Genomic DNA, 18,631 nt, shown 5'->3' on the forward strand with positions numbered 1-18,631 from the left:
GACCCGCCTTATTCGATGACGATCAGCGGTTCGCCGTATTCGACCGGGCTTGCATCCGAGACGAGGATTTCGGTGACCTTGCCTGAGCGCGGCGCGGGGATCTGGTTCATCGTCTTCATGGCTTCGATGATGAGGATGGTCTGGCCTTCCTTGACGCTTGCGCCGACTTCGACGAAGGCGCGGGCGCCCGGGGCGGGCGAGAGGTAGGCCGTGCCCACCATCGGCGCCGTCACGGCGTTCTTGTTGTTGCGGGCGTCGGCGGGGGCTGCCGCTGCGGCGGGCGCGGCGGCCGGGGCCGCGCTGAGGGCGGGAGCGGCGATCGGGGCCTGGACATATTGCGGCGTGCCGGCGCGCGAGACGCGGATGCGCAGGTCGTCCTGCTCCACTTCGATCTCGGTCAGGTCCGTCTCGTTGAGGATGTTGGCGAGATCGCGGATCAGAGCCTGATCGATGCCGTGTTTCTTTTCAGCCATGGAAGTGAGCCTCTGGTTCTTCTTATGTCGTGATGGATGAGAGCGCATGGAGCGCGAGGATATAGCTATGCGCGCCGAAGCCGCAGATGACGCCCTTCACGGCGGGCGCGATCATCGACTTGTGGCGAAATTCCTCACGGGCATGCACGTTGGAAAGGTGCAGCTCGACCACCGGGATCTTGATGGCGCGGATGGCGTCATGCAGGGCGAGCGAGGTGTGGGTATAGGCACCGGCGTTGATGGCGATGCCGGCGGCAACGTCGCCGGCCTCATGGATCCAGTCGACCAGATCGCCTTCGTGGTTGGATTGGCGGAAGTCGACGGCAAAGCCCAGCTTCTCGCCCTCCGCCTTGCAGAGCGCCTCGATGTCGGCGAGCGTGTGGCCGCCGTAGATACCGGGCTCGCGCTTGCCGAGTGCGTTGAGGTTGGGGCCGTTGAGCACGAAAAGGGGTAGAGCCATTCGCAATTCCGCATGCTGGATAGAGGACTACCTATAGACCGGCGGTTCCCGCAGGGAAAGCCCCAAGGGCAGGGGCTTTGCCGGTCGAAAGGGCCGATGTCCACAAGCCAAGCGCTCAACACGGCCAGCATGGCAGGAAGATGGCGAAATCAGCAGGTTGCCTTGCCGCAGGCGCGCACGTTGGCGATCTTTTCGCGAAGGTCCTCTTCGCCGACCGCGCCGAACACCATTTCCTGGCCCACGACATAGGACGGCGTGCCGGTGATGCCGAGGTCGTTCGCCAGCGAATAGGCCTGGCGCACGGCGTCGTCATGCGGCTTGTCGGCCATGGTCTTGCGGATGTCCGCCTCGGAAATGCCCATGCCGGAAGCGATCGCGATGGCGCTCTCCTCCGTCGCGCGGCCTTCCCCGCCGAGCAGCGCCCGGTGGAACGCGCCGTATTTTTCCGGCGCGAGGTCGCGCACGGCGGCGCTCACCTTGTGGGCGGCGAGCGAATCGGGGCCGAGGATCGGCAGTTCCTTGAGGACGAAGCGGACGTTCTTGTCGTCCTTCAGGATCGCGTCCATGTCCGGCAGCGCCCGCTTGCAGTAGCCGCAATTGTAGTCGAAGAACTCGACGATGGTGACGTCGCCCTTCGGATTGCCGAGGGCGATATCGTAGGGCGAGGAGAAGATCGTCTTCTCGTTGTCGGTGATGACGGCCTCGGCCTTGGCCTGCTGCTGCGCCGCCTGCTTCTTCTGCAGGGCTTCCTGCACGTCGATGAGGATTTCCGGGTTCTCGACGAGGTATTCCTTGATGAAGTCGCCGAACTCCTTCTTCTGCGCGTCGTCGAGCGCGAGGGCGGGAAGGGGGGCTGCGACCGTGATGGCAAGGGCAACGGTGGCCGCGAGCTTCGTCTTGAAAATCATCTTTGTCCTGTCCTCGTCGTGATGCGCCGCAGAAGTGCCATTGCCCGCGCCGCCGCGTCAATGCCGGGGGCGGGCTTTCAACGACCTTATGACGCAAGCCTTGCAAACGACAGGGCAAAAGCGGCGGATTTTCGGCCCTCGCGGGATTGTGAAGAGCGGCGTCTTGCGGCAGGAAGGCGGCGGACCGGAAGCGCAGAAAGGCAAGCCATGAAACTCTCCCGCCGCGGGGCCGTCGAACCCTTCCACGCCATGGACGTGCTCGCCGAGGCGACGAAGCGGCGCGCGAGCGGCCGGCCGGTCATCTCCATGGCCGTCGGCCAGCCCGTGCATCCGGCGCCCGGGGCGGCCCGTCAGGCAGCGCGCAGGGCGCTGGAGATCGGCCGTATCGGCTATACGGATGCGCTCGGCCTGCTTTCGCTGCGCCGCTCCATTTCGGATTTCTACCGGGAACGCCACGGCGTTTCGGTCGATCCCGGCCGTATCGCCATCACGACGGGCTCGTCGGCCGGCTTCAACCTCGCCTTCCTCGCCCTCTTCGATGCCGGCGACCGTGTCGCCATCGCGCGTCCCGGCTATCCGGCGTATCGCAACATCCTCGCCGCGCTCGGCATCGAGACGGTGGAGATCGAGGTGAGCGCCGAAAACGGCTTCACGCTGACGCCGGAGGCGCTTGAGGCCGCGGGCCGCATCGACGGCGTGCTGCTGGCAAGCCCCGCCAATCCCACCGGCACGGTGACGGGGCGGGCGAACCTCGCCGCGCTCTCGGCCTATTGCCGGGAGAACGGTATCGCCTTCATCTCGGACGAGATCTATCACGGCCTCACCTTCGTCGGCGAGGAGGCGACGGCGCTGGAGTTCGGCGAGGATGCCGTCATCATCAACTCGTTCTCGAAATACTATTGCATGACCGGCTGGCGGATCGGCTGGATGGTGCTGCCGGAAACGCTGGTGCGCCCCGTCGAGCGCATTGCCCAGAGCCTCTATATCTCCGCGCCCGAACTCTCGCAGATCGCGGCGGAAGCGGCGCTCGGCGCGGAGGCGGAGCTGAACGTCTATCGCGACGCTTACCGCGCGAACCGCGATTTCCTCGTCAAGCGCCTGCCGGAGCTCGGCTTCTCCGTCGCCTCGCCGATGGACGGGGCCTTCTACGCCTATGTCGATGTCAGCCGCTTCACTAATGACAGCATGGCCTTCGCCCGCCGCATGCTGGCCGAGACCGACGTGGCGGCGACGCCCGGCATCGACTTCGATCCGAAGGACGGCCATCACACGATGCGCTTTTCCTATGCCGGTTCCTTCGAGGAGATGAGCGAGGCGGTCGACCGCCTCGCGCGCTGGCTCGGCTGAAAAGGATTCCGCTTCAAGGCGTTGCGGCGCAAAGCGGAATCGATCTTTCAGGAAGGTGAATCACTTTCTCACACGCGGTTGATCGAGACGCCGCCGTCCACCAGCATGGCCGTGCCGGTCATGAAGCTGGAGGCCGGCGCGGCGAGGAAAAGCGCCGCCTCGGCGATCTCCTCCGGCTCGGCCATGCGCTTGAAGGCGTTGAGGCCCGCCACGAAGGCGCGTGCCTCGGGCGTCGCCGCCACTTCCCGCCCCATCGGCGTGTCCGTGGCGCCCGGCAACAGCGCGTTCACGCGGATGCCCTTCGGCCCGTATTCCGAGGCGAGCACCTGCACGAGGCCGATGAGGCCCGATTTCGAGGCGGCATAGGCCGCAAGCCCCGGAAAGCCCGCCGTATGGCCGACGAAGGTGGAGGTGAAGACCAGCGAGCCGCCGCCGCGTGCCTCCAGCGCCGGCAACTGATGCTTGGCGGCAAGGAAGCCGCTCGTGAGATTGGCGCCGAGGACGCCCTGCCAGTCCTCCATGGAAAGGTCGGGCAGCGGGCCGACGGGTCCCGTCGTGCCGGCATTGTTGAAGGCGATGTCGAGGCCGCCGAATTCCGCCTTCGCGGCATCGACAAGGTCCCGGTGATGCGCTTCGTCGGCGACGTCGCCGGCAAGGGCGATGGCGCTGCCGCCGGCCGCGCGGACCTCGCCGGCCACCGCCTCCAGCCGGTCGCGCCCGCGCGATGAGAGCACGAGTTTTGCACCCTTGCGGGAAAAGAGGAGGGCGGCGGCGCGGCCGATGCCGGAGCTTGCGCCGGTGATGATGGCGACCTTGTCGTCGAGGCGGGTCACGGATGTCTCCCTGCTGGTTTCTGACGACCGCGGGTGTCGCAGAAGGGCAGGCAGGCAGCCACCCGATTTCCGCATGAAAGCAAAAGGCCCGGTCGAAACCGGGCCTTTCAAATTCATCGGCTAAGACAGGCGTCTCAGAAGAAGCCGCGGCGCTGCCACCAGCCGCCCTTCTTGGGCTTATCCGGTTCGTCTTCCGGCGTGGCTTCCTTCGTCGTGGACGACTTCACCACCGGCTCGGAAGCGATCTTGTTGATGTCGCGGTTGGCGCGGACGGGCTTGGCCGGCTCTTCGAGGTCGGCGGAGGCCTCCTCGACTTCCGGCTCGGCCGGAGCGGCTTCTTCCACGACGGCGACGGGCTGCGCCTCGACTTCGCTGCGGGCGGCTTCGTCCGGCGCGACGTCCTCGGCAGTAGCCTTGGCGCGGCTGCGGCGGGCCCGCTTCGGCTTGGCCGGCGCCTCTTCGGCGACGACTTCTGCCGGCGCTTCCTCGGGAGCGGCCGCTACCTCGATGGTTTCGGCTTCGACGGCGGCGATCTCTTCGCCCTCGTCGTCGCCTTCATCCTCGCCATCGGCGCCTTCGGCATCGGCGGAACCCTCGTCCTCGGGACGATTGCGGCGGCCACCGCGCTTGCCGCGGCGGCGGCGCTTGCGGCGGGGCTCGGAATCGGAGGCCTGTGCGCCGTCCTGACCTTCCTCGCCGTCGCCATCCTCGTCGTCGCCGTCGAGCGTGTCTTCATCGCCCGCCTGCTCGCCGCCGAAGGAGGCCGTGTCGGTGCCTTCGCCGTTCTCGCGGCCCTTGCCGCGACGGCGGCGGCGGCGCTTGCGCTTGCGGCCGTTCTCGTCGGAGGCGGCCGACTGCGCGGCCTGGGCTGCCGCGGCGGGACGGGCCTCGTCCTCTTCCTCGTCGATCTCCTCCTCGATCACGACGTCGTCTTCTTCCGGCTCGGGCTCGAAATGCATGAGCTGTTCGATCTTGACCGGGTTCTCGACGGGCTCGCCGCGGTCGACAGCGAAGTGCTGCGCGCCGACATGGGCATCCGCCTCGATGATGATGGCGACGCCGAAGCGGGCCTCATAGTCGATGATCGTGCCGCGCTTGTGGTTGAGGAGGTAGAGCGCGATGTCCGGCGTGGTGCGGACGGTGATGTTGTGCGTCGTGTTCTTGAGGAGATATTCCTCGATGCCGCGCAGGACATGCAGCGCGACGGACGACTGCGAGCGGATGTGCCCCGTGCCGTTGCAGTGCGGGCAGGTCTGCATGGTCGATTCGAGAACGGAGGCGCGGATGCGCTGGCGCGACATTTCGAGCAGGCCGAAATGCGAGATGCGGCCGACCTGGATGCGCGCGCGGTCGTTCTTGAGATGGTCCTTCAGGCGCTTCTCGACGGCCCGGTTGTTGCGCTTCTCCTCCATGTCGATGAAGTCGATGACGACGAGGCCGGCAAGGTCGCGCAGGCGAAGCTGGCGCGCGACTTCTTCCGCCGCTTCCAGGTTCGTCTGCAGCGCGGTCTCCTCGATGGAGTGCTCGCGCGTCGAGCGGCCGGAGTTGACGTCGATCGAGACGAGCGCCTCGGTCTGGTTGATGATGATGTAGCCGCCGGACTTCAGCGTCACCTGCGGCTGCAGCATGCGGTCGAGCTGGGCTTCGATGCCCGAGCGCGAGAAGATCGGATGCACGTCGCGATAGGGCTGGACGACCTTCGCGTGGCTCGGCATCAGCATCTTCATGAAGGCTTTCGCCTCCTTGTAGCCTTCCTCGCCGGCAACGACGATCTCGCTGATGTCCTTGTTGTAGAGGTCGCGGATCGAGCGCTTGATGAGCGAGCCTTCCTCGTAGACGAGGCAGGGCGCCGTGGAGGCGAGGGTGAGCGTGCGGACGTTCTCCCAAAGGCGCATCAGGTATTCGAAGTCGCGCTTGACCTCGACGCGGGTGCGGTTGGCGCCGGCGGTGCGCAGAATGACGCCCATGCCCTGGGGAACTTCCAGATCGCGGGCGATCTCCTTCAGGCGCTTGCGGTCCTGCAGGTTGGTGATCTTGCGGGAAATGCCGCCGCCGCGCGCCGTGTTCGGCATCAGGACGGAGTAGCGGCCGGCGAGCGACAGGTACGTGGTCAGCGCCGCGCCCTTGTTGCCGCGCTCTTCCTTGGCGACCTGCACGAGCAGGATCTGGCGGCGCTTGATGACTTCCTGGATGCGGTACTGCTTGCGCGGCTTGCGCTGGACGCGGTCCGGAACCTCTTCCATGGCGTCTTCGGCGCCGACGGATTCGATGACTTCCTTTTCCTCGCCGTTGTGGTCGTCGTCATCCTCGTCTTCGTCGCGCCGGCGGCGGCCGCGCTTGCGTTCGGCGGGCTCGGAGACCTCATCGGTGTCGACGGCCATGGCCATCGCGCCGCCGGGCGTCTCGTCGTCGCTGCCTTCGGAGGGGGCGGCGGCCTCTTCGGCGGCCGGGGCGTCCTCGGTCTTCGCCTTGGCCTTGCGGGTGCGGCGCGGCTTCTTCGGCTTTTCGGCCGGGGCTTCCTCGGCCAGATCGGCGGAGGCCTCGACGACCTCGGGTTCGGCTACGGCCTCGACCGGCGTCTCCTCGACGGCGGCGGCTTCGGCCTCGGCCGGTGCCTCGCTCTCCTCGGAACGGTCGCCGGCGGTCTCGACATGCTCGATGTCGTCGTCGCGTCGATGCTCCTCGGCCTCGGCCCTCAGGAGGGCCTGACGGTCGGCAAGCGGGATCTGGTAGTAATCCGGGTGGATTTCGGCGAAGGCCAGGAAGCCGTGGCGGTTGCCGCCGTAGTCGACGAAGGCCGCCTGGAGCGACGGTTCGACGCGCGTGACCTTGGCAAGGTAGATATTGCCGCGGATCTGTTTCTTGTATTGGGACTCGAAGTCGAATTCTTCTATGCGGTTCCCGCGTACGACGACAACCCGCGTCTCCTCAGCGTGAGACGCATCGATAAGCATTTTCTCTGCCATGTAGATTGAGCTCCTCGGCGCAGCCGCAATCCGTGCGGCAAGCTGTTCCCTAGGAGGGATGAGCCGGGGGAGGAGTGGGATGCGCCGGATAAGTAAGTTCCCGTCAGGCCCCGGTGAGGGGTGAGCGGCCGGAGGGCGGCGGGCACGCGAGCGTCCCGATACCTGTTACCCTCTGATAAAAGCCGCCGTGACAACATCAACGTCCAACGAGAATGCCAGTGCCATAGACCCTGAAGGTCCGATGAAATTGCCCTTCGTGAAGGGCGAGCGGTGGAAATCCACCTTGACTGTTCCGGCCACCGCCGGTTTACGCGATCTAATCGGCCGGGAAAAAACGGTGCGACGGCGGATGAAGGCCCGGTTTGGCGCCAAGTCCCGGGAAGGGGGGCTGCCTGCTCCAGACGATTCTATCCCGTCTATTCTTTTTCCCTGATTTTGCTTTTATGGCGGATATGTCACAATGGCAAGGGAAAAGCCGAAAGCGTCATAATCCTGATGGATTTGCCCTTATGGCTGCCGGAACGCGGGCGGTGGCAAGTTTCGGTTAACCATATGGGGGCATCTATGGGGCTTGTCCAGCGCCGCACCGCGCGCAATTCACGCGTTTGAACGGACCGCCACTGGTGATGCCAAGTCTTCCGATTCCATATCCGCTCCGCCTTGCCGCCGGCGCGCTCCTTTTCCTTCTCTGCATGGCGCTTGCCGTGCCGGCCTTCGCCGCCGCGCCCGCATCCGCCCCGCTGCTCGCCTTTTCCGCCCGCGTCGCCGGCGACGATGCGCGCACGCGCCTCGTCATCGATTTCGACCGCAAGCCGGAATTCGAGGTGCACTATGTCGCCAATCCCTACCGCGTGCTGATCGACCTGCCGGAGACCGATTTCGGCATCAAGGCGGAGGAGATGGAGGCGCGCGGCATCATTTCCGATATCCGCTACGGCACCATGGCCGCGGGCCGCTCGCGCATCGTGCTGACGGCGGCGCGTCCCATCGGCGTGGTGCTGGCCGAAGTGCAGGAAGAGAAGGGGGCGACGACCTACCGCCTCGTCATCGATACGGCGATCGTCACCGACCAGGCCTTCCAGGAGAAGATGAAGACGCAGAGCTGGCAGGAGGCCTCGGCCTCTGCCGGCCAGTCCGCCATGCTGCTGCCCGGCGGCAAGGCCGGCGGTCCCTTCGTCATCGCCGTCGATGCGGGCCACGGGGGCATCGACAACGGCGCGAGCGGCGGCGTCACAAAGACGGAGGAGAAGGTCGTCACGCTGGCCTTCGCGCGGCAGCTTGCCGAGGCGCTGAACAAGCTGCCGGACACGCGCGCCTTCCTGACGCGCGACAAGGACGAATTCCTCTCGCTTTCGCAGCGCGTGCAGCTTGCCCGCAACGAGGGCGCCAATCTTCTCATCTCCATCCATGCCGACACGGTCAGGCAGAAGGACATCCGCGGCGCGACGGTCTACACGATCTCCGACAAGGCCTCCGACAGCCTTGCCGCAAGCCTTGCCGAGCGCGAGAATCTTTCCGACCAGATCGCCGGCATCGCCCTTTCCGAGGAGCCGGCCGAGGTCGCCGACATCCTCCTCGACCTGACGCGCCGGGAGACGCAGGCCTTCTCCGTCAACCTTGCCCGCAGCGTCGTCGGCGCCTTCAAGGACCAGGTGCTGCTGATCAACAATCCCCACCGCCATGCCGGCTTCCGCGTGCTGACGGCGCCGGACGTGCCCTCCGTCCTCGTCGAGCTCGGCTTCCTGTCGAACAAGGACGACGAGAAGCTGCTGGTCGATCCGGCCTGGCAGAAGAAGGTGGCCGGCCTGCTCGCAAGGGCCGTGGGCGAATACCGCACGACGGTGGTGGCGAACGGCGGCTGACGCGGGGCCTTCGCGTTGTGCTGGAAAAGTGACATTGGCCGCCATTGTGCGGTGGCGAAGCCGGGATGCATGCTGTAAGCCCTATTTTCCTCACATTCCGATCGCTAGACGGGATCGGCAGAATGGGGTGACTCGTCTTCGCACGCGAAGGCGCGACGGTCGTCTGCGGCCGTGGCGAAGAGGCCGGGCGGCAGGGCCGCCCGAGAGAACGACAAGATACAGGCATCGGTAGCTGGCTCATGATCAGACTGATTGGATATTTCTTCGGGATTGGCGCCGTGGCGTTCCTCGGCGTGGCGGCTGCGGTCGCGCTCTATCTCGGAAGTGTCACGAAGGATCTTCCCGACTATGAGGTCCTCAACAGCTACGCGCCGCCGGTGACGACCCGCATGCATGCCGGCAACGGCGCGCTGATGGCCGAATATGCCCGCGAGCGCCGCCTCTTCCTGCCGATCCAGGCGATCCCCGACCGGGTGAAGGCCGCCTTCCTGTCGGCGGAAGACAAGAACTTCTACCAGCATCCCGGCGTCGACGTGACGGGCCTCTTCCGCGCCGTCCTCGTCAACATCCAGAACATGGGCTCGGGCCGCCGTCCGGTCGGCGCTTCGACCATCACCCAGCAGGTCGCCAAGAACTTCCTGCTCTCTTCCGACCAGACGATCGACCGCAAGGTGAAGGAAGCGATCCTCTCCTTCCGCATCGAGCAGGCCTATTCCAAGGACCGCATTCTCGAGCTCTACCTCAACGAGATCTTCTTCGGCCTCAATTCCTACGGCATCGCCAGCGCCGCGCTCACCTATTTCGACAAGTCGGTGACGGAACTGACGATCGCCGAGACCGCCTACCTCGCCTCCCTGCCGAAGGGCCCGTCGAACTACCATCCCTTCCGCCATCCGGACGCCGCGCTCGAGCGCCGCAACTGGGTGATCGACCGCATGGTCGAGAACGGCTATGTCAGCCAGGCCGACGGCGCGGAAGCCAAGGCGCAGCCGCTCGGCGTGACGCCGCGTCAACGCGGTTCCCATCTCTTCGCCTCGGAATATTTCTCCGAGGAGGTCCGCCGCCAGATCATCGAGCGCTACGGCGACAACGCCCTTTATGAGGGCGGCCTTTCGGTGCGCACCTCGCTCGACCCGCGCGTCCAGGTCGCGGCCCGCAAGGCGCTCCAGCACGGCCTCGTCACCTACGACGAGCGCCGCGGCTTCCACGGCCCGATCAAGACGATCGAGGTCGGCGGCGACTGGGGCGTGGAACTCGCCAAGGTCGACAGCTTCTCCGACGTGCCGGAATGGAAGCTCGCCGTCGTCCTCGCCGTGGACGAAAGCGGCGCCGATATCGGCCTCCAGCCGCGCAAGGACAGCGCCGGCAAGGTCGTCGCCGAGCGCGTGACGGGCCGCATCGAGGCCAAGGACATGAGCTGGGCCTTCCGCTCGGCCAAGGGCGACCGCAAGACGACGAAGACGCCGGTCGGCGTGTTCGATGCCGGCGACGTCGTCTATGTCGAGCCGACGGAGGACGGCAAGTCCTACCGCCTGCGCCAGCCGCCCAAGGTGCAGGGCGGCCTCGTCGCCATGGACCCCCATACCGGCCGCGTGCTCGCCATGGTCGGCGGCTTCTCCTATGCCCAGTCCGAGTTCAACCGCGCCACGCAGGCGATGCGCCAGCCGGGTTCCTCCTTCAAGCCCTTCGTCTACGCCGCCGCGCTCGACAACGGCTATACGCCGGCCTCGGTGATCCTCGATGCGCCCTTCGAGATGGTTTCCGGCGGGCAGGTCTGGCGGCCGCAGAACTACGGCGGCGGCTCGTCCGGCCCCTCGACGCTGCGTCTCGGCATCGAGAAGTCGCGCAACCTGATGACCGTCCGCCTCGCCAACGACATGGGCATGAACCTCGTCGCCGAATATGCCGAGCGCTTCGGCATCTACGACAAGATGCTGCCCGTGCTTGCCATGTCGCTCGGCTCGGGCGAGACGACGGTGCTGCGCATGGTCTCGGCCTATGCCGTGCTCGCCAACGGCGGCAAGCAGATCAAGCCCTCGCTGATCGACCGCATCCAGGACCGCTACGGCAAGACCATCTTCCGCCACGAGCAGCGCATCTGCGAGGATTGCAATGCCGGCGACTGGGAGAACCAGGAAGAGCCGGTGCTGGTGGACAACCGCGAGCAGGTGCTCGACCCGATGACGGCCTACCAGATCACCTCGATGATGGAAGGCGTCATCTCGCGCGGCACCGCCGCCGGCAAGGTCAAGCTCGACCGCCCGGTGGCCGGCAAGACCGGCACCACCAACGACGAGAAGGACGCCTGGTTCGTCGGCTATACGCCTGACCTCGTGGCCGGCCTCTATATCGGCTTCGACAACCCGGCCCCGCTGGGGCGTGGCGCGACCGGCGGCTCGCTTGCCGCGCCGATCTTCAACGAGTTCATGCAGGCCGCCGTCGACGGCACGCCGCAGACGAAGTTCATCGTGCCGGAAGGCATGAAGTTCATCGCCGTCAACCGCAAGACGGGCATGCAGGCCATCGAGGGCGATCCGGACACGATCATGGAAGCCTTCAAGCCCGGCACCGGCCCCGCCGACGTCTTCTCCGTCATCGGCGGCGACGAATACGCGACGCCCGAGGAAATCCTGAAGAGCTCGCCGCAAGCGAACCAGGCCGTGACGGGCGGCAGCGGCGGCCTGTTCTGATCCATCGCCACCCACTTTGAGGGCGGGCGCGGGCTTTACATCCGCGCCCGCCCTCTCTATTTCGGGGCCACCGAAACCTGAAGCATCGAAGAAACGGACATGCGCGCGGAAATCGAGAATATCGTCGACGAAATCAAGCAGGCCATAAGCCTGCTGAGGAGGCATCTTTGACTGGGATCAGGCGGTAAGACGACTGGACTGGTTGAACAACAAGGCAGAGGACCCGAGCCTCTGGAACGATGCCCAGGAAGCCCAGAAGCTGATGCGCGAGCGCCAGCAACTGGATGAGGGCATCAATGGCGTCAAGGCCATCGAGCAGCAGCTCAGGGACAATGTCGAACTCATCGAAATGGGTGAGGAAGAAGGCGACGAGGCGATCGTCAAGGACGCCGAGGACGCCCTGAAGGCGCTGAGGACCGAGGCTGCGCGCAAGCAGGTCGAGGCGATGCTCTCGGGCGAGGCGGACGGCAACGACACCTATCTCGAAGTGCATTCCGGCGCCGGTGGCACGGAAAGCCAGGACTGGGCGAACATGCTTCTGCGCATGTACACCCGCTGGGCGGAGCGCTCGGGCTACAAGGTGGAGCTGCTGGAAGTCCACGACGGCGAAGAGGCCGGCATCAAGTCCGCGACGATGCTCGTCAAGGGCCACAACGCCTATGGCTGGCTGAAGACGGAATCGGGCGTGCACCGCCTCGTGCGCATCTCGCCCTATGACAGCAATGCGCGCCGGCACACCTCGTTCTCGTCGATCTGGGTTTATCCCGTGGTCGACGAATCGATCAATATCGAGGTCAACGAGAGCGACTGCCGCATCGATACCTACCGTTCTTCCGGTGCCGGCGGCCAGCACGTCAACACGACCGACTCGGCCGTGCGCATCACGCATATCCCGACCGGCATCGTGGTCGCCTGCCAGCAGGAGCGCTCGCAGCACAAGAACCGCGCCAAGGCGTGGGACATGCTGCGCGCCCGTCTCTACGAGGCCGAGCTGAAGAAGCGCGAGGAAGCCGCCAACGCCGAGGCCGCCTCCAAGACGGATATCGGCTGGGGCCACCAGATCCGCTCCTACGTCCTCCAGCCCTACCAGCTCGTCAAGGACCTTCGCACGGGCGTCGAAAGCACGGCCCCCTCCGACGTCCTCGACGGCGAAATCGACGAGTTCATGGAAGCCGCGCTCGCCCACCGCGTCAACGGTGGCGCCGACGCCGTGGTGGACGACCTGAACTGAGGTTGGACTGGATATCCGGAATGGAAAACGGGCGCTTCGGCGCCCGTTTTTGCGAGCGGCGCCTTGTGGATCCTCGGGGCAAGCCCGAGGATCCACAGCTCACCTGCAACGATTGCGGCTCAGTTCGTCGCTCGCTCGATCCTGATCTCGCCGAGATCGTCGACCAGCACCGTCCAGCTTTCCGGTTCCGCCGCCTTCGGGTCCGTCTTGAGATAGACGGTGGCGAAGAGACCGGGCTGCGTGGTGATGCCGGAAGAATTTTCCGGGCGGATATCCGTCACGTAGGGTTTCAGCGCCGAAAACTCCTCCAGTTCGGTGGAGGAGGCGATCTTCGGACCTTCGGCCGTCGATTCGATCTGCTGGAGGTGGATTTCGGCCGTGCCGTCCGGCTGGCGCACGGCGATCAGCTTGTAGTAGCCGCGCCGCATCTCCGCCGGCTTGCCGGCAGGGGCCTCTGCCGTTTCGCCGTCCTCCGCGTCGGCCGGCTCTTCCCAGTAGCCGGTGCTCACCACGAAGGTGATCGTCTCCGGCACGGGCGGCTCGCCTTCGGCGAAGGCGGGCGCGGCAAGGAGGAGAAGGGTGAGGGCGCTGGCAAGCAGGGGGCGCTTCATGGCGAAAAGTCCGTTCGGTTCCGTCGATCCGTCAATAATCGAACTGTTCGGCGAGAATCCGGTCGGACCAGGAATGATCCGGATCGGACAGGATGCGGGCCGCAAGGTGGGCCGATTCGGCGATGCGCACCGATGTGACGGACTTGACCTCGGTATTGTCGGCGACCGCGTTGACCGGGCGCTTTTCCGCCTCCAGCACCTCGATCTCCACCGTCACCTTGTTGGGCAGCAGCGCGCCGCGCCAGCGCCGGGGGCGGAAGGCGCTGACGGGGGTGAGCGCCAGAAGCGGCGCCTCCAGCGGCAGGATGGGGCCGTGGGCGGAAAGGTTGTAGGCCGTCGAGCCGGCGGGCGTCGCCAGAAGCAGCCCGTCGCAGATCAGTTCCTCCAGCCGCACGCGCCCGTCGATGCTGACCCTCAGCTTCGCCGCCTGGTAGGACTGGCGGAAGACGTAGACCTCGTTGATGGCGAGCGCCCGGCGCTCCTGGCCGCTCGCATCGCCCGTCACCATTTCCAGCGGCCGGAAGGCGTTCTCCACCGCCCCGTCGATGCGGGCCGGCAGGTCCTTCGTATCGTAGCGGTTCATCAGGAAGCCGACCGAGCCGCGGTTCATGCCGTAGACCGGCTTGCCGGTGCTCATGGTCGTGTGCAGCGTCTGGAGCATGAAGCCGTCGCCGCCGAGCGCGACGATCACGTCCGCTTCTTCGGGATCGGTATTGCCGTAGACGGAAATCAGCTCCTCGCGCGCTTCCTGCGCTTCGGCCGCCTGCGAGGCGACGAAGGAGAGGGAGTGGAAGTTACGCGTCATGCCGGATCCCGCATCCTCGTTCGAACGGCGCCCTTCGGGCCGGTCTTTGTCGCATGCCTTTACGGCATGCGCATCTGAAAAATGTGACAGGGTTGCGGGAGCCGTACCTTCAGCGCGAGCTCTTCTCCGCCTGCGCCTCGAGGCCCTTGAGCACGGCCTGCCCGGCGGCGGCGGCCTGCATCGGGTTGGCGAAGGGGCCTTTCACCGGATAGGTGACGCCGCGGAAGGTGAGGGCGAAGAAATACTGTCCCTTGCGGTCCTTCTGCACCGTGACCTTCGAAGCCGGTTTTTCCTTGTCTGCCGCCACGTCCGTTCCTCCGCACGATCGCCCCTGTCGCACGCGGGCCGTGGCCGGGCGTGGGGGCAGGCGCCACAGGCGCCGATTGAACCAGCAACGCCTATAGGACACTCACCTCCGCACGGCAATCCGCTGCCGGAATCAACAGTCGATCGACGGGAAGGCTTGAGGACTACCGGCCACATGCCGGGCGGGGATGCGGGCCGCCGAGGCCCATGGCGATGGCCGCGATCGCGAGGCGTTCCTCGACCGCATCGCGCTCGGCGATGAGGGTGCGCAGGGCCTCCAGCGCGTCGCCGCCGTGCAGCGCCAGAATTTCGGTCGCTTCGTCGGAGCAGGGCTGCTGCATGCGGGGCGCCGGGATCATTGCAGGCGCAGCTCCAGCTGCCGCTTGCTCTTCAGCACATAGAGCGGGCGGGCCGAGGCCGCCGCCTTGCGCTGGAGTTCGAGACGATTTTCCATCTGCCGCTCACGCAGCGACCGGCAGGCATCGAGGATCGCCTTTCCGCGTTCCAGGGCATCGTTCTGCATCGGTATACCCTCCATTTGTTCCCTTTATGTTCCAGTTTTGCGGATGCGTCAAGCGGGCGTTGCCGAAAGCAACGCGCTAAAAAAGCATTTCCTATGCGAAAGGATCGGAGGGGCGCGGCGTCGCGCAAAAAAGAGTGGTGCCCCCAGCAAGACTCGAACTCGCGACCCCCTGATTACAAATCAGGTGCTCTACCAACTGAGCTATAAGGGCACTCCTACGAGGGAGTTAGCACATTCTCCGCCGCTGTAAAGTGAAAACGGGCCTGGTCAGATGGACCAGGTGCTGTCGGAGGCGGCCTTGGGCGCGATCTCCTGGCAGCGCTGCATCGAGCGGGGCAGATTCTCCGCAAGATGGTCGATGAGGGCGCGCACGGCCGGCAGCATGCCGTGGCGGGAGGTGAAGACGGCGTGCACGGCCGATTCCGCGCTCGACCAGTCGGCAAGCACCGGCGTCAGCACGCCGTTGCGGAAGCCGCGCTCGACGATCATGTCCGGCAGGAGGCCGAGGCCGATGCCCTCGATGGCCGCCCGCTCCAGCACCGTGAAATCCGAACAGGCAAGGACGGGCGAATGGGAGACGTCGCGCACTTCGCCGGCCTCGTTGTAGAGCGTCCAGATGGCGCGCGGCGCGTTCTCCTGCATGGAGAGGGTGGGGATTTGGCCGATCGTGTCGAAATCGATCGGGCCGTGGCGCTCCAGGAAGCGCGGGCTGGCGGCGAGGTAGCGCCGCGTGCCGCCGAAGCGGCGCACGATGAGCGACTGGTCGGTGTCGTAGCTGTCGCGCACGCGCAGCGCGACGTCGATCCGCTCCTCGATGAGGTCGACCGGCCGTCCGGTGGTCAGGATCGACAGGCGCACCAGCGGATAGCGCTTCATGAAGCCGGGCAGGATGTCGGCCACCATGGGCGCAAAGCCGGGCGGCATCGCGAGGCGCACCGTTCCCGCCGGCTCGGCCTTGGCGACGGCGACGACGGCCTCGGCCGCCTCGACGCCCGAAAGCACGGCCTCGCAGCGCTCGTAGAAGGACTGGCCGATATCGGTGACGGCCAGCTTGCGCGTGGAGCGCTCGATCAGCCGCACGCCGAGCTGCTCCTCCAGCGCGGCGATGCGCTTGCTGATCTTCGACTTCGGCACCGAAAGCGCCCTGGCCGCCGCGGTGAAACCCTTGTGCCGCACCACCGCGGCGTAAAGCGCCAGATCGTTCAGGTCCTGCATGGTCGTCTCCGTCGTTCCCCTGATTTATTGTTTCTCATGGGAAACGGTCAATTGGATTTTTGCCGTCTAATCATGTGATTGTTTTCGCAGCATATGGTTTGCACCAAACGAAGCAAAGGTGCTGACCCATGAACGTTCTCCATATCGACTCCGGCATTCTCGGAGATCATTCCGTTTCCCGCCGCCTGACCGCGGCCGTCGCCGCCCAGATCAAGGCCGAACAGCCGGGCGCCGCCGTCACCTATCGCGACCTCGTCGCCAACCCGCTGCCGCATCTTTCCGGCGCGCACCTCATGGCCGCCAACGCCAAGCCGGAAGACGTCGACGCCCAGGTCGCCGCCGAGGTCGAGGAAAGCACGGCCGTGCTGGAGGAATTCCTTGCCGCCGATACGGTCGTCCTCGGCGTGCCCATGTACAATTTCTCCCTGCCGAGCCAGCTCAAGGCCTGGATCGACCGCGTCGCCGTCGCCGGCAAGACGTTCCGCTATACCGCCGAAGGCCCGGAAGGCCTTGCCAAGGGCAAGAAGGTGATCATCGTCTCCACGCGCGGCGGCCACTACAGCGCCGGCCCCGCGGCCGTGATGGACCATCAGGAAAGCTACCTGCGCTCCGTGCTCGGCTTCCTCGGCATCACGGATATCGAGATCGTCCGCGCCGAAGGCCTGAACCTCAGCGCCGATTCGAAGGTCGAGGCCATTTCCGAGGCCGAGCGCGTCATTTCCGACCGCGCCAGCCTGAAGCTCGCCAGCTAGGAACCGTTTCCTCCAACGCAAAGGCCCGCCGGTGGAAAGCCGGCGGGCCTTTGCGTTTGTGTGGTTGCCGGATCAGCCGAGGAGATGGCGCTGCGTGGCATAGAGGGCGATGGCGGCCGCGTTCGACACGTTCAGCGACTTGATCGCGCCCGGCATGTCGAGGCGGGCGAGGGCCTTGCAGGTGGCGCGCGTCTTCTGGCGCAGGCCCTTGCCCTCCGAGCCCATGACGAGCGCGACGCGGTTGCCCGCAAGCGTGCCTTCCAGCGGCTCGGGGCCTTCCGAATCGAGGCCGATGGTCAGGAAGCCGAGCTTGTGCAGCTCTTCCAGCGCGTCGGCGAGGTTGGTGACCTGGATATAGGGAATGAGCTCCAGCGCGCCGGAGGCGGTTTTCGCCAGAACGCCCGATTCGGTCGGCGAATGGCGCTGCGTGGTGATGACCGCGCCGGCATTGAAGGCAACGGCCGAACGCATGATGGCGCCGACATTGTGCGGGTCCGTCACCTGGTCGAGCACGAGGAGGAGGGGGCTGTCCTTCAGCGCCTCCAGCCGGCGCACGGGCAGCGGCCGCGTCTCCAGCATCACGCCCTGGTGGATCGCCTCCGGGCCGAGCACCTTGTCGAGGTCGGAGGGAAGCACGGTCTCGACCGGATAGGGCAGGCTGGCAAGATCCGGCAGCTCCAGCCGCTGGGCGGCGTTCTGGCTGACGGACAGCTTTATGATCTGCCGCTCGGGATTGTCGAGCGCCGCGCGCACGGTATGCAGGCCGTAGAGATAGACCTGGTCGGGCGCAAGCGCCGGCGGCTTCCAGCCGTCCGCCTGCCTGCGGCGGCGGTCGTCCTTCGGTGTCGGGATCTCGCCGCGCTCGCGCTTCTGGTCGCGGTGCGCCCGGCGCAGCTTGGCGTAATGGGTGTCTTTCGCGGACTTGCCGCCGGTATCGTCTTTGCTCATGCGGCCTTATAGGCTGAGCGCGGGCGCGGCGCAAACGGCTCGGCCGCCGGACTGGCCGGGGACGACGCCGTTTTTCGCAATTTTTTCCGTGACGTCGTGTTGACAGGACGAATTGTGCCCGTCATATACCGCGCCAGATCGAAGGCGCCGCCCGATGGCGCTGCCGAACGGTCGATACTGGTCGCTCGATCCCGACGGAATATGGAGGGATGCCCGAGTGGTTAAAGGGGACGGACTGTAAATCCGTTGGCTCAGCCTACGTTGGTTCAAATCCAACTCCCTCCACCATTCTGTCAGGCGGATCGAGACCCCCGCGGGTATAGCTCAATGGTAGAGCAGCAGCCTTCCAAGCTGAATACGCGGGTTCGATTCCCGCTACCCGCTCCACTTCATCGCCTCATGAAAAGAATCAGCGCGTCGCCCTAAGGTGCTGCCTTGAAAAAGCGATTCGTCGTTACGATCTGTTGACCCATCCGGCTCGCCCCAGCCCGTTTCCGGCATGTTTTCCCGTGCATTTAAGGCTTGCGCATTCGTTGCGAAAGCCTTAAACGCCTGCCAAACCGGACGGGCCGGTTAGCCCAACTTTCGTTCAGTAGGAAAAAAGACATGGCAAAAGGTAAGTTTGAGCGCAACAAGCCTCACGTAAACATCGGCACGATCGGCCACGTTGACCATGGCAAGACGTCGACGACTGCAGCGAT

General features: G+C 65.7%; 18 protein-coding genes and 3 tRNA genes. 8 read left to right on the plus strand and 13 right to left on the minus strand.

Annotated features, from left to right (window positions below):
• Window positions 1-8: 8 nt before the first annotated feature.
• From accB to HNQ66_RS17485, 3 genes are all read right to left on the minus strand, one after another.
• Window positions 9-473, minus strand: coding sequence for an acetyl-CoA carboxylase biotin carboxyl carrier protein (gene accB, locus HNQ66_RS17475; RefSeq protein ID WP_184145455.1), 465 nt, complete (start codon window positions 471-473; stop codon window positions 9-11).
• A gap of 22 nt (window positions 474-495) precedes the next feature.
• A complete protein-coding gene (gene aroQ, locus HNQ66_RS17480; RefSeq protein ID WP_184145456.1) occupies window positions 496-933 on the minus strand; it encodes a type II 3-dehydroquinate dehydratase in 438 nt (145 codons plus the stop codon).
• 149 nt (window positions 934-1,082) lie between these two features.
• Window positions 1,083-1,841, minus strand: coding sequence for a DsbA family protein (locus HNQ66_RS17485; RefSeq protein ID WP_184145457.1), 759 nt, complete (start codon window positions 1,839-1,841; stop codon window positions 1,083-1,085).
• A 207-nt stretch (window positions 1,842-2,048) separates the two neighbouring features.
• Here HNQ66_RS17485 and HNQ66_RS17490 point away from each other — a divergent pair, with 207 nt between their 5' ends.
• Window positions 2,049-3,188, plus strand: coding sequence for a pyridoxal phosphate-dependent aminotransferase (locus tag HNQ66_RS17490; RefSeq protein WP_184145458.1), 1,140 nt, complete (start codon window positions 2,049-2,051; stop codon window positions 3,186-3,188).
• A 68-nt stretch (window positions 3,189-3,256) separates the two neighbouring features.
• On the opposite strand, the gene HNQ66_RS17495 is transcribed toward HNQ66_RS17490, so the two are convergent.
• Together HNQ66_RS17495 and HNQ66_RS17500 are read right to left on the minus strand one after the other, a co-directional pair.
• Window positions 3,257-4,021, minus strand: a complete 765-nt coding sequence (locus HNQ66_RS17495; RefSeq protein WP_184145459.1) for an SDR family oxidoreductase — start codon at window positions 4,019-4,021, stop codon at window positions 3,257-3,259.
• 134 nt (window positions 4,022-4,155) lie between these two features.
• A complete protein-coding gene (locus tag HNQ66_RS17500) occupies window positions 4,156-6,987 on the minus strand; it encodes an Rne/Rng family ribonuclease (protein ID WP_184145460.1) in 2,832 nt (943 codons plus the stop codon).
• Between the two features lie 626 nt (window positions 6,988-7,613).
• Between HNQ66_RS17500 and HNQ66_RS17505 the strand changes: the two genes are divergently transcribed.
• From HNQ66_RS17505 to prfB, 3 genes are all read left to right on the plus strand, one after another.
• Complete coding sequence (locus tag HNQ66_RS17505) at window positions 7,614-8,849, plus strand: N-acetylmuramoyl-L-alanine amidase (protein WP_184145461.1); 1,236 nt, start codon at window positions 7,614-7,616, stop codon at window positions 8,847-8,849.
• Between the two features lie 239 nt (window positions 8,850-9,088).
• Window positions 9,089-11,539 (plus strand): penicillin-binding protein 1A, encoded by a 2,451-nt coding sequence (locus HNQ66_RS17510; protein ID WP_184145462.1) that lies wholly within the window; start codon window positions 9,089-9,091, stop codon window positions 11,537-11,539.
• Window positions 11,540-11,638: 99 nt separating this feature from the next.
• Window positions 11,639-12,770, plus strand: a protein-coding gene (prfB, locus tag HNQ66_RS17515; RefSeq protein WP_184145463.1) for a peptide chain release factor 2 whose coding sequence is annotated in 2 segments (ribosomal slippage) — window positions 11,639-11,707 and window positions 11,709-12,770 — 1,131 coding nt in all. Because the reading frame shifts where the segments join, the coding sequence is not laid out codon by codon here.
• A 119-nt stretch (window positions 12,771-12,889) separates the two neighbouring features.
• Here the strand turns inward: prfB and HNQ66_RS17520 are convergent.
• The 7 genes from HNQ66_RS17520 to HNQ66_RS17550 all read right to left on the minus strand — a co-directional run bounded on the left by HNQ66_RS17520 (window position 12,890) and on the right by HNQ66_RS17550 (window position 16,230).
• Window positions 12,890-13,381: a hypothetical protein gene (locus tag HNQ66_RS17520; RefSeq protein WP_184145464.1), complete on the minus strand. Its 492-nt coding sequence runs from the start codon at window positions 13,379-13,381 to the stop codon at window positions 12,890-12,892.
• A gap of 31 nt (window positions 13,382-13,412) precedes the next feature.
• Window positions 13,413-14,186 (minus strand): NAD kinase, encoded by a 774-nt coding sequence (locus HNQ66_RS17525; RefSeq protein ID WP_184145465.1) that lies wholly within the window; start codon window positions 14,184-14,186, stop codon window positions 13,413-13,415.
• Between the two features lie 109 nt (window positions 14,187-14,295).
• The gene (locus HNQ66_RS17530) at window positions 14,296-14,493 is read right to left on the minus strand and encodes a hypothetical protein (RefSeq protein WP_184145466.1); all 198 of its coding nucleotides are present in this window, start codon (window positions 14,491-14,493) and stop codon (window positions 14,296-14,298) included.
• Window positions 14,494-14,656: 163 nt separating this feature from the next.
• On the minus strand, window positions 14,657-14,833 hold the full coding sequence (locus tag HNQ66_RS17535) for a hypothetical protein (RefSeq protein ID WP_184145467.1): 177 nt from the start codon (window positions 14,831-14,833) through the stop codon (window positions 14,657-14,659).
• 14 nt (window positions 14,834-14,847) lie between these two features.
• A complete protein-coding gene (locus tag HNQ66_RS17540; RefSeq protein ID WP_184145468.1) occupies window positions 14,848-15,015 on the minus strand; it encodes a hypothetical protein in 168 nt (55 codons plus the stop codon).
• A 135-nt stretch (window positions 15,016-15,150) separates the two neighbouring features.
• A tRNA-Thr gene (locus HNQ66_RS17545) sits at window positions 15,151-15,226 on the minus strand.
• Between the two features lie 56 nt (window positions 15,227-15,282).
• Window positions 15,283-16,230, minus strand: coding sequence for a LysR family transcriptional regulator (locus tag HNQ66_RS17550; RefSeq protein ID WP_184145469.1), 948 nt, complete (start codon window positions 16,228-16,230; stop codon window positions 15,283-15,285).
• A gap of 128 nt (window positions 16,231-16,358) precedes the next feature.
• Here HNQ66_RS17550 and HNQ66_RS17555 point away from each other — a divergent pair, with 128 nt between their 5' ends.
• On the plus strand, window positions 16,359-16,982 hold the full coding sequence (locus HNQ66_RS17555) for an FMN-dependent NADH-azoreductase (RefSeq protein WP_184145470.1): 624 nt from the start codon (window positions 16,359-16,361) through the stop codon (window positions 16,980-16,982).
• A gap of 72 nt (window positions 16,983-17,054) precedes the next feature.
• On the opposite strand, the gene rlmB is transcribed toward HNQ66_RS17555, so the two are convergent.
• Entirely contained in the window at window positions 17,055-17,930 is an 876-nt protein-coding gene (gene rlmB, locus HNQ66_RS17560) for a 23S rRNA (guanosine(2251)-2'-O)-methyltransferase RlmB (RefSeq protein WP_184145471.1), read from the minus strand.
• 203 nt (window positions 17,931-18,133) lie between these two features.
• On the opposite strand from rlmB, the gene HNQ66_RS17565 reads away from it, so the two are divergent.
• The 3 genes from HNQ66_RS17565 to HNQ66_RS23615 all read left to right on the plus strand — a co-directional run.
• Window positions 18,134-18,218, plus strand: a tRNA-Tyr gene (locus HNQ66_RS17565).
• A 25-nt stretch (window positions 18,219-18,243) separates the two neighbouring features.
• A tRNA-Gly gene (locus HNQ66_RS17570) sits at window positions 18,244-18,317 on the plus strand.
• A gap of 219 nt (window positions 18,318-18,536) precedes the next feature.
• The coding region (locus HNQ66_RS23615; protein WP_244523315.1) for a GTP-binding protein at window positions 18,537-18,631 on the plus strand (95 nt) is incomplete at its 3' end.

The sequence above is a fragment of the Shinella fusca genome (assembly GCF_014203155.1).
GTDB lineage: Bacteria > Pseudomonadota > Alphaproteobacteria > Rhizobiales > Rhizobiaceae > Shinella > Shinella fusca.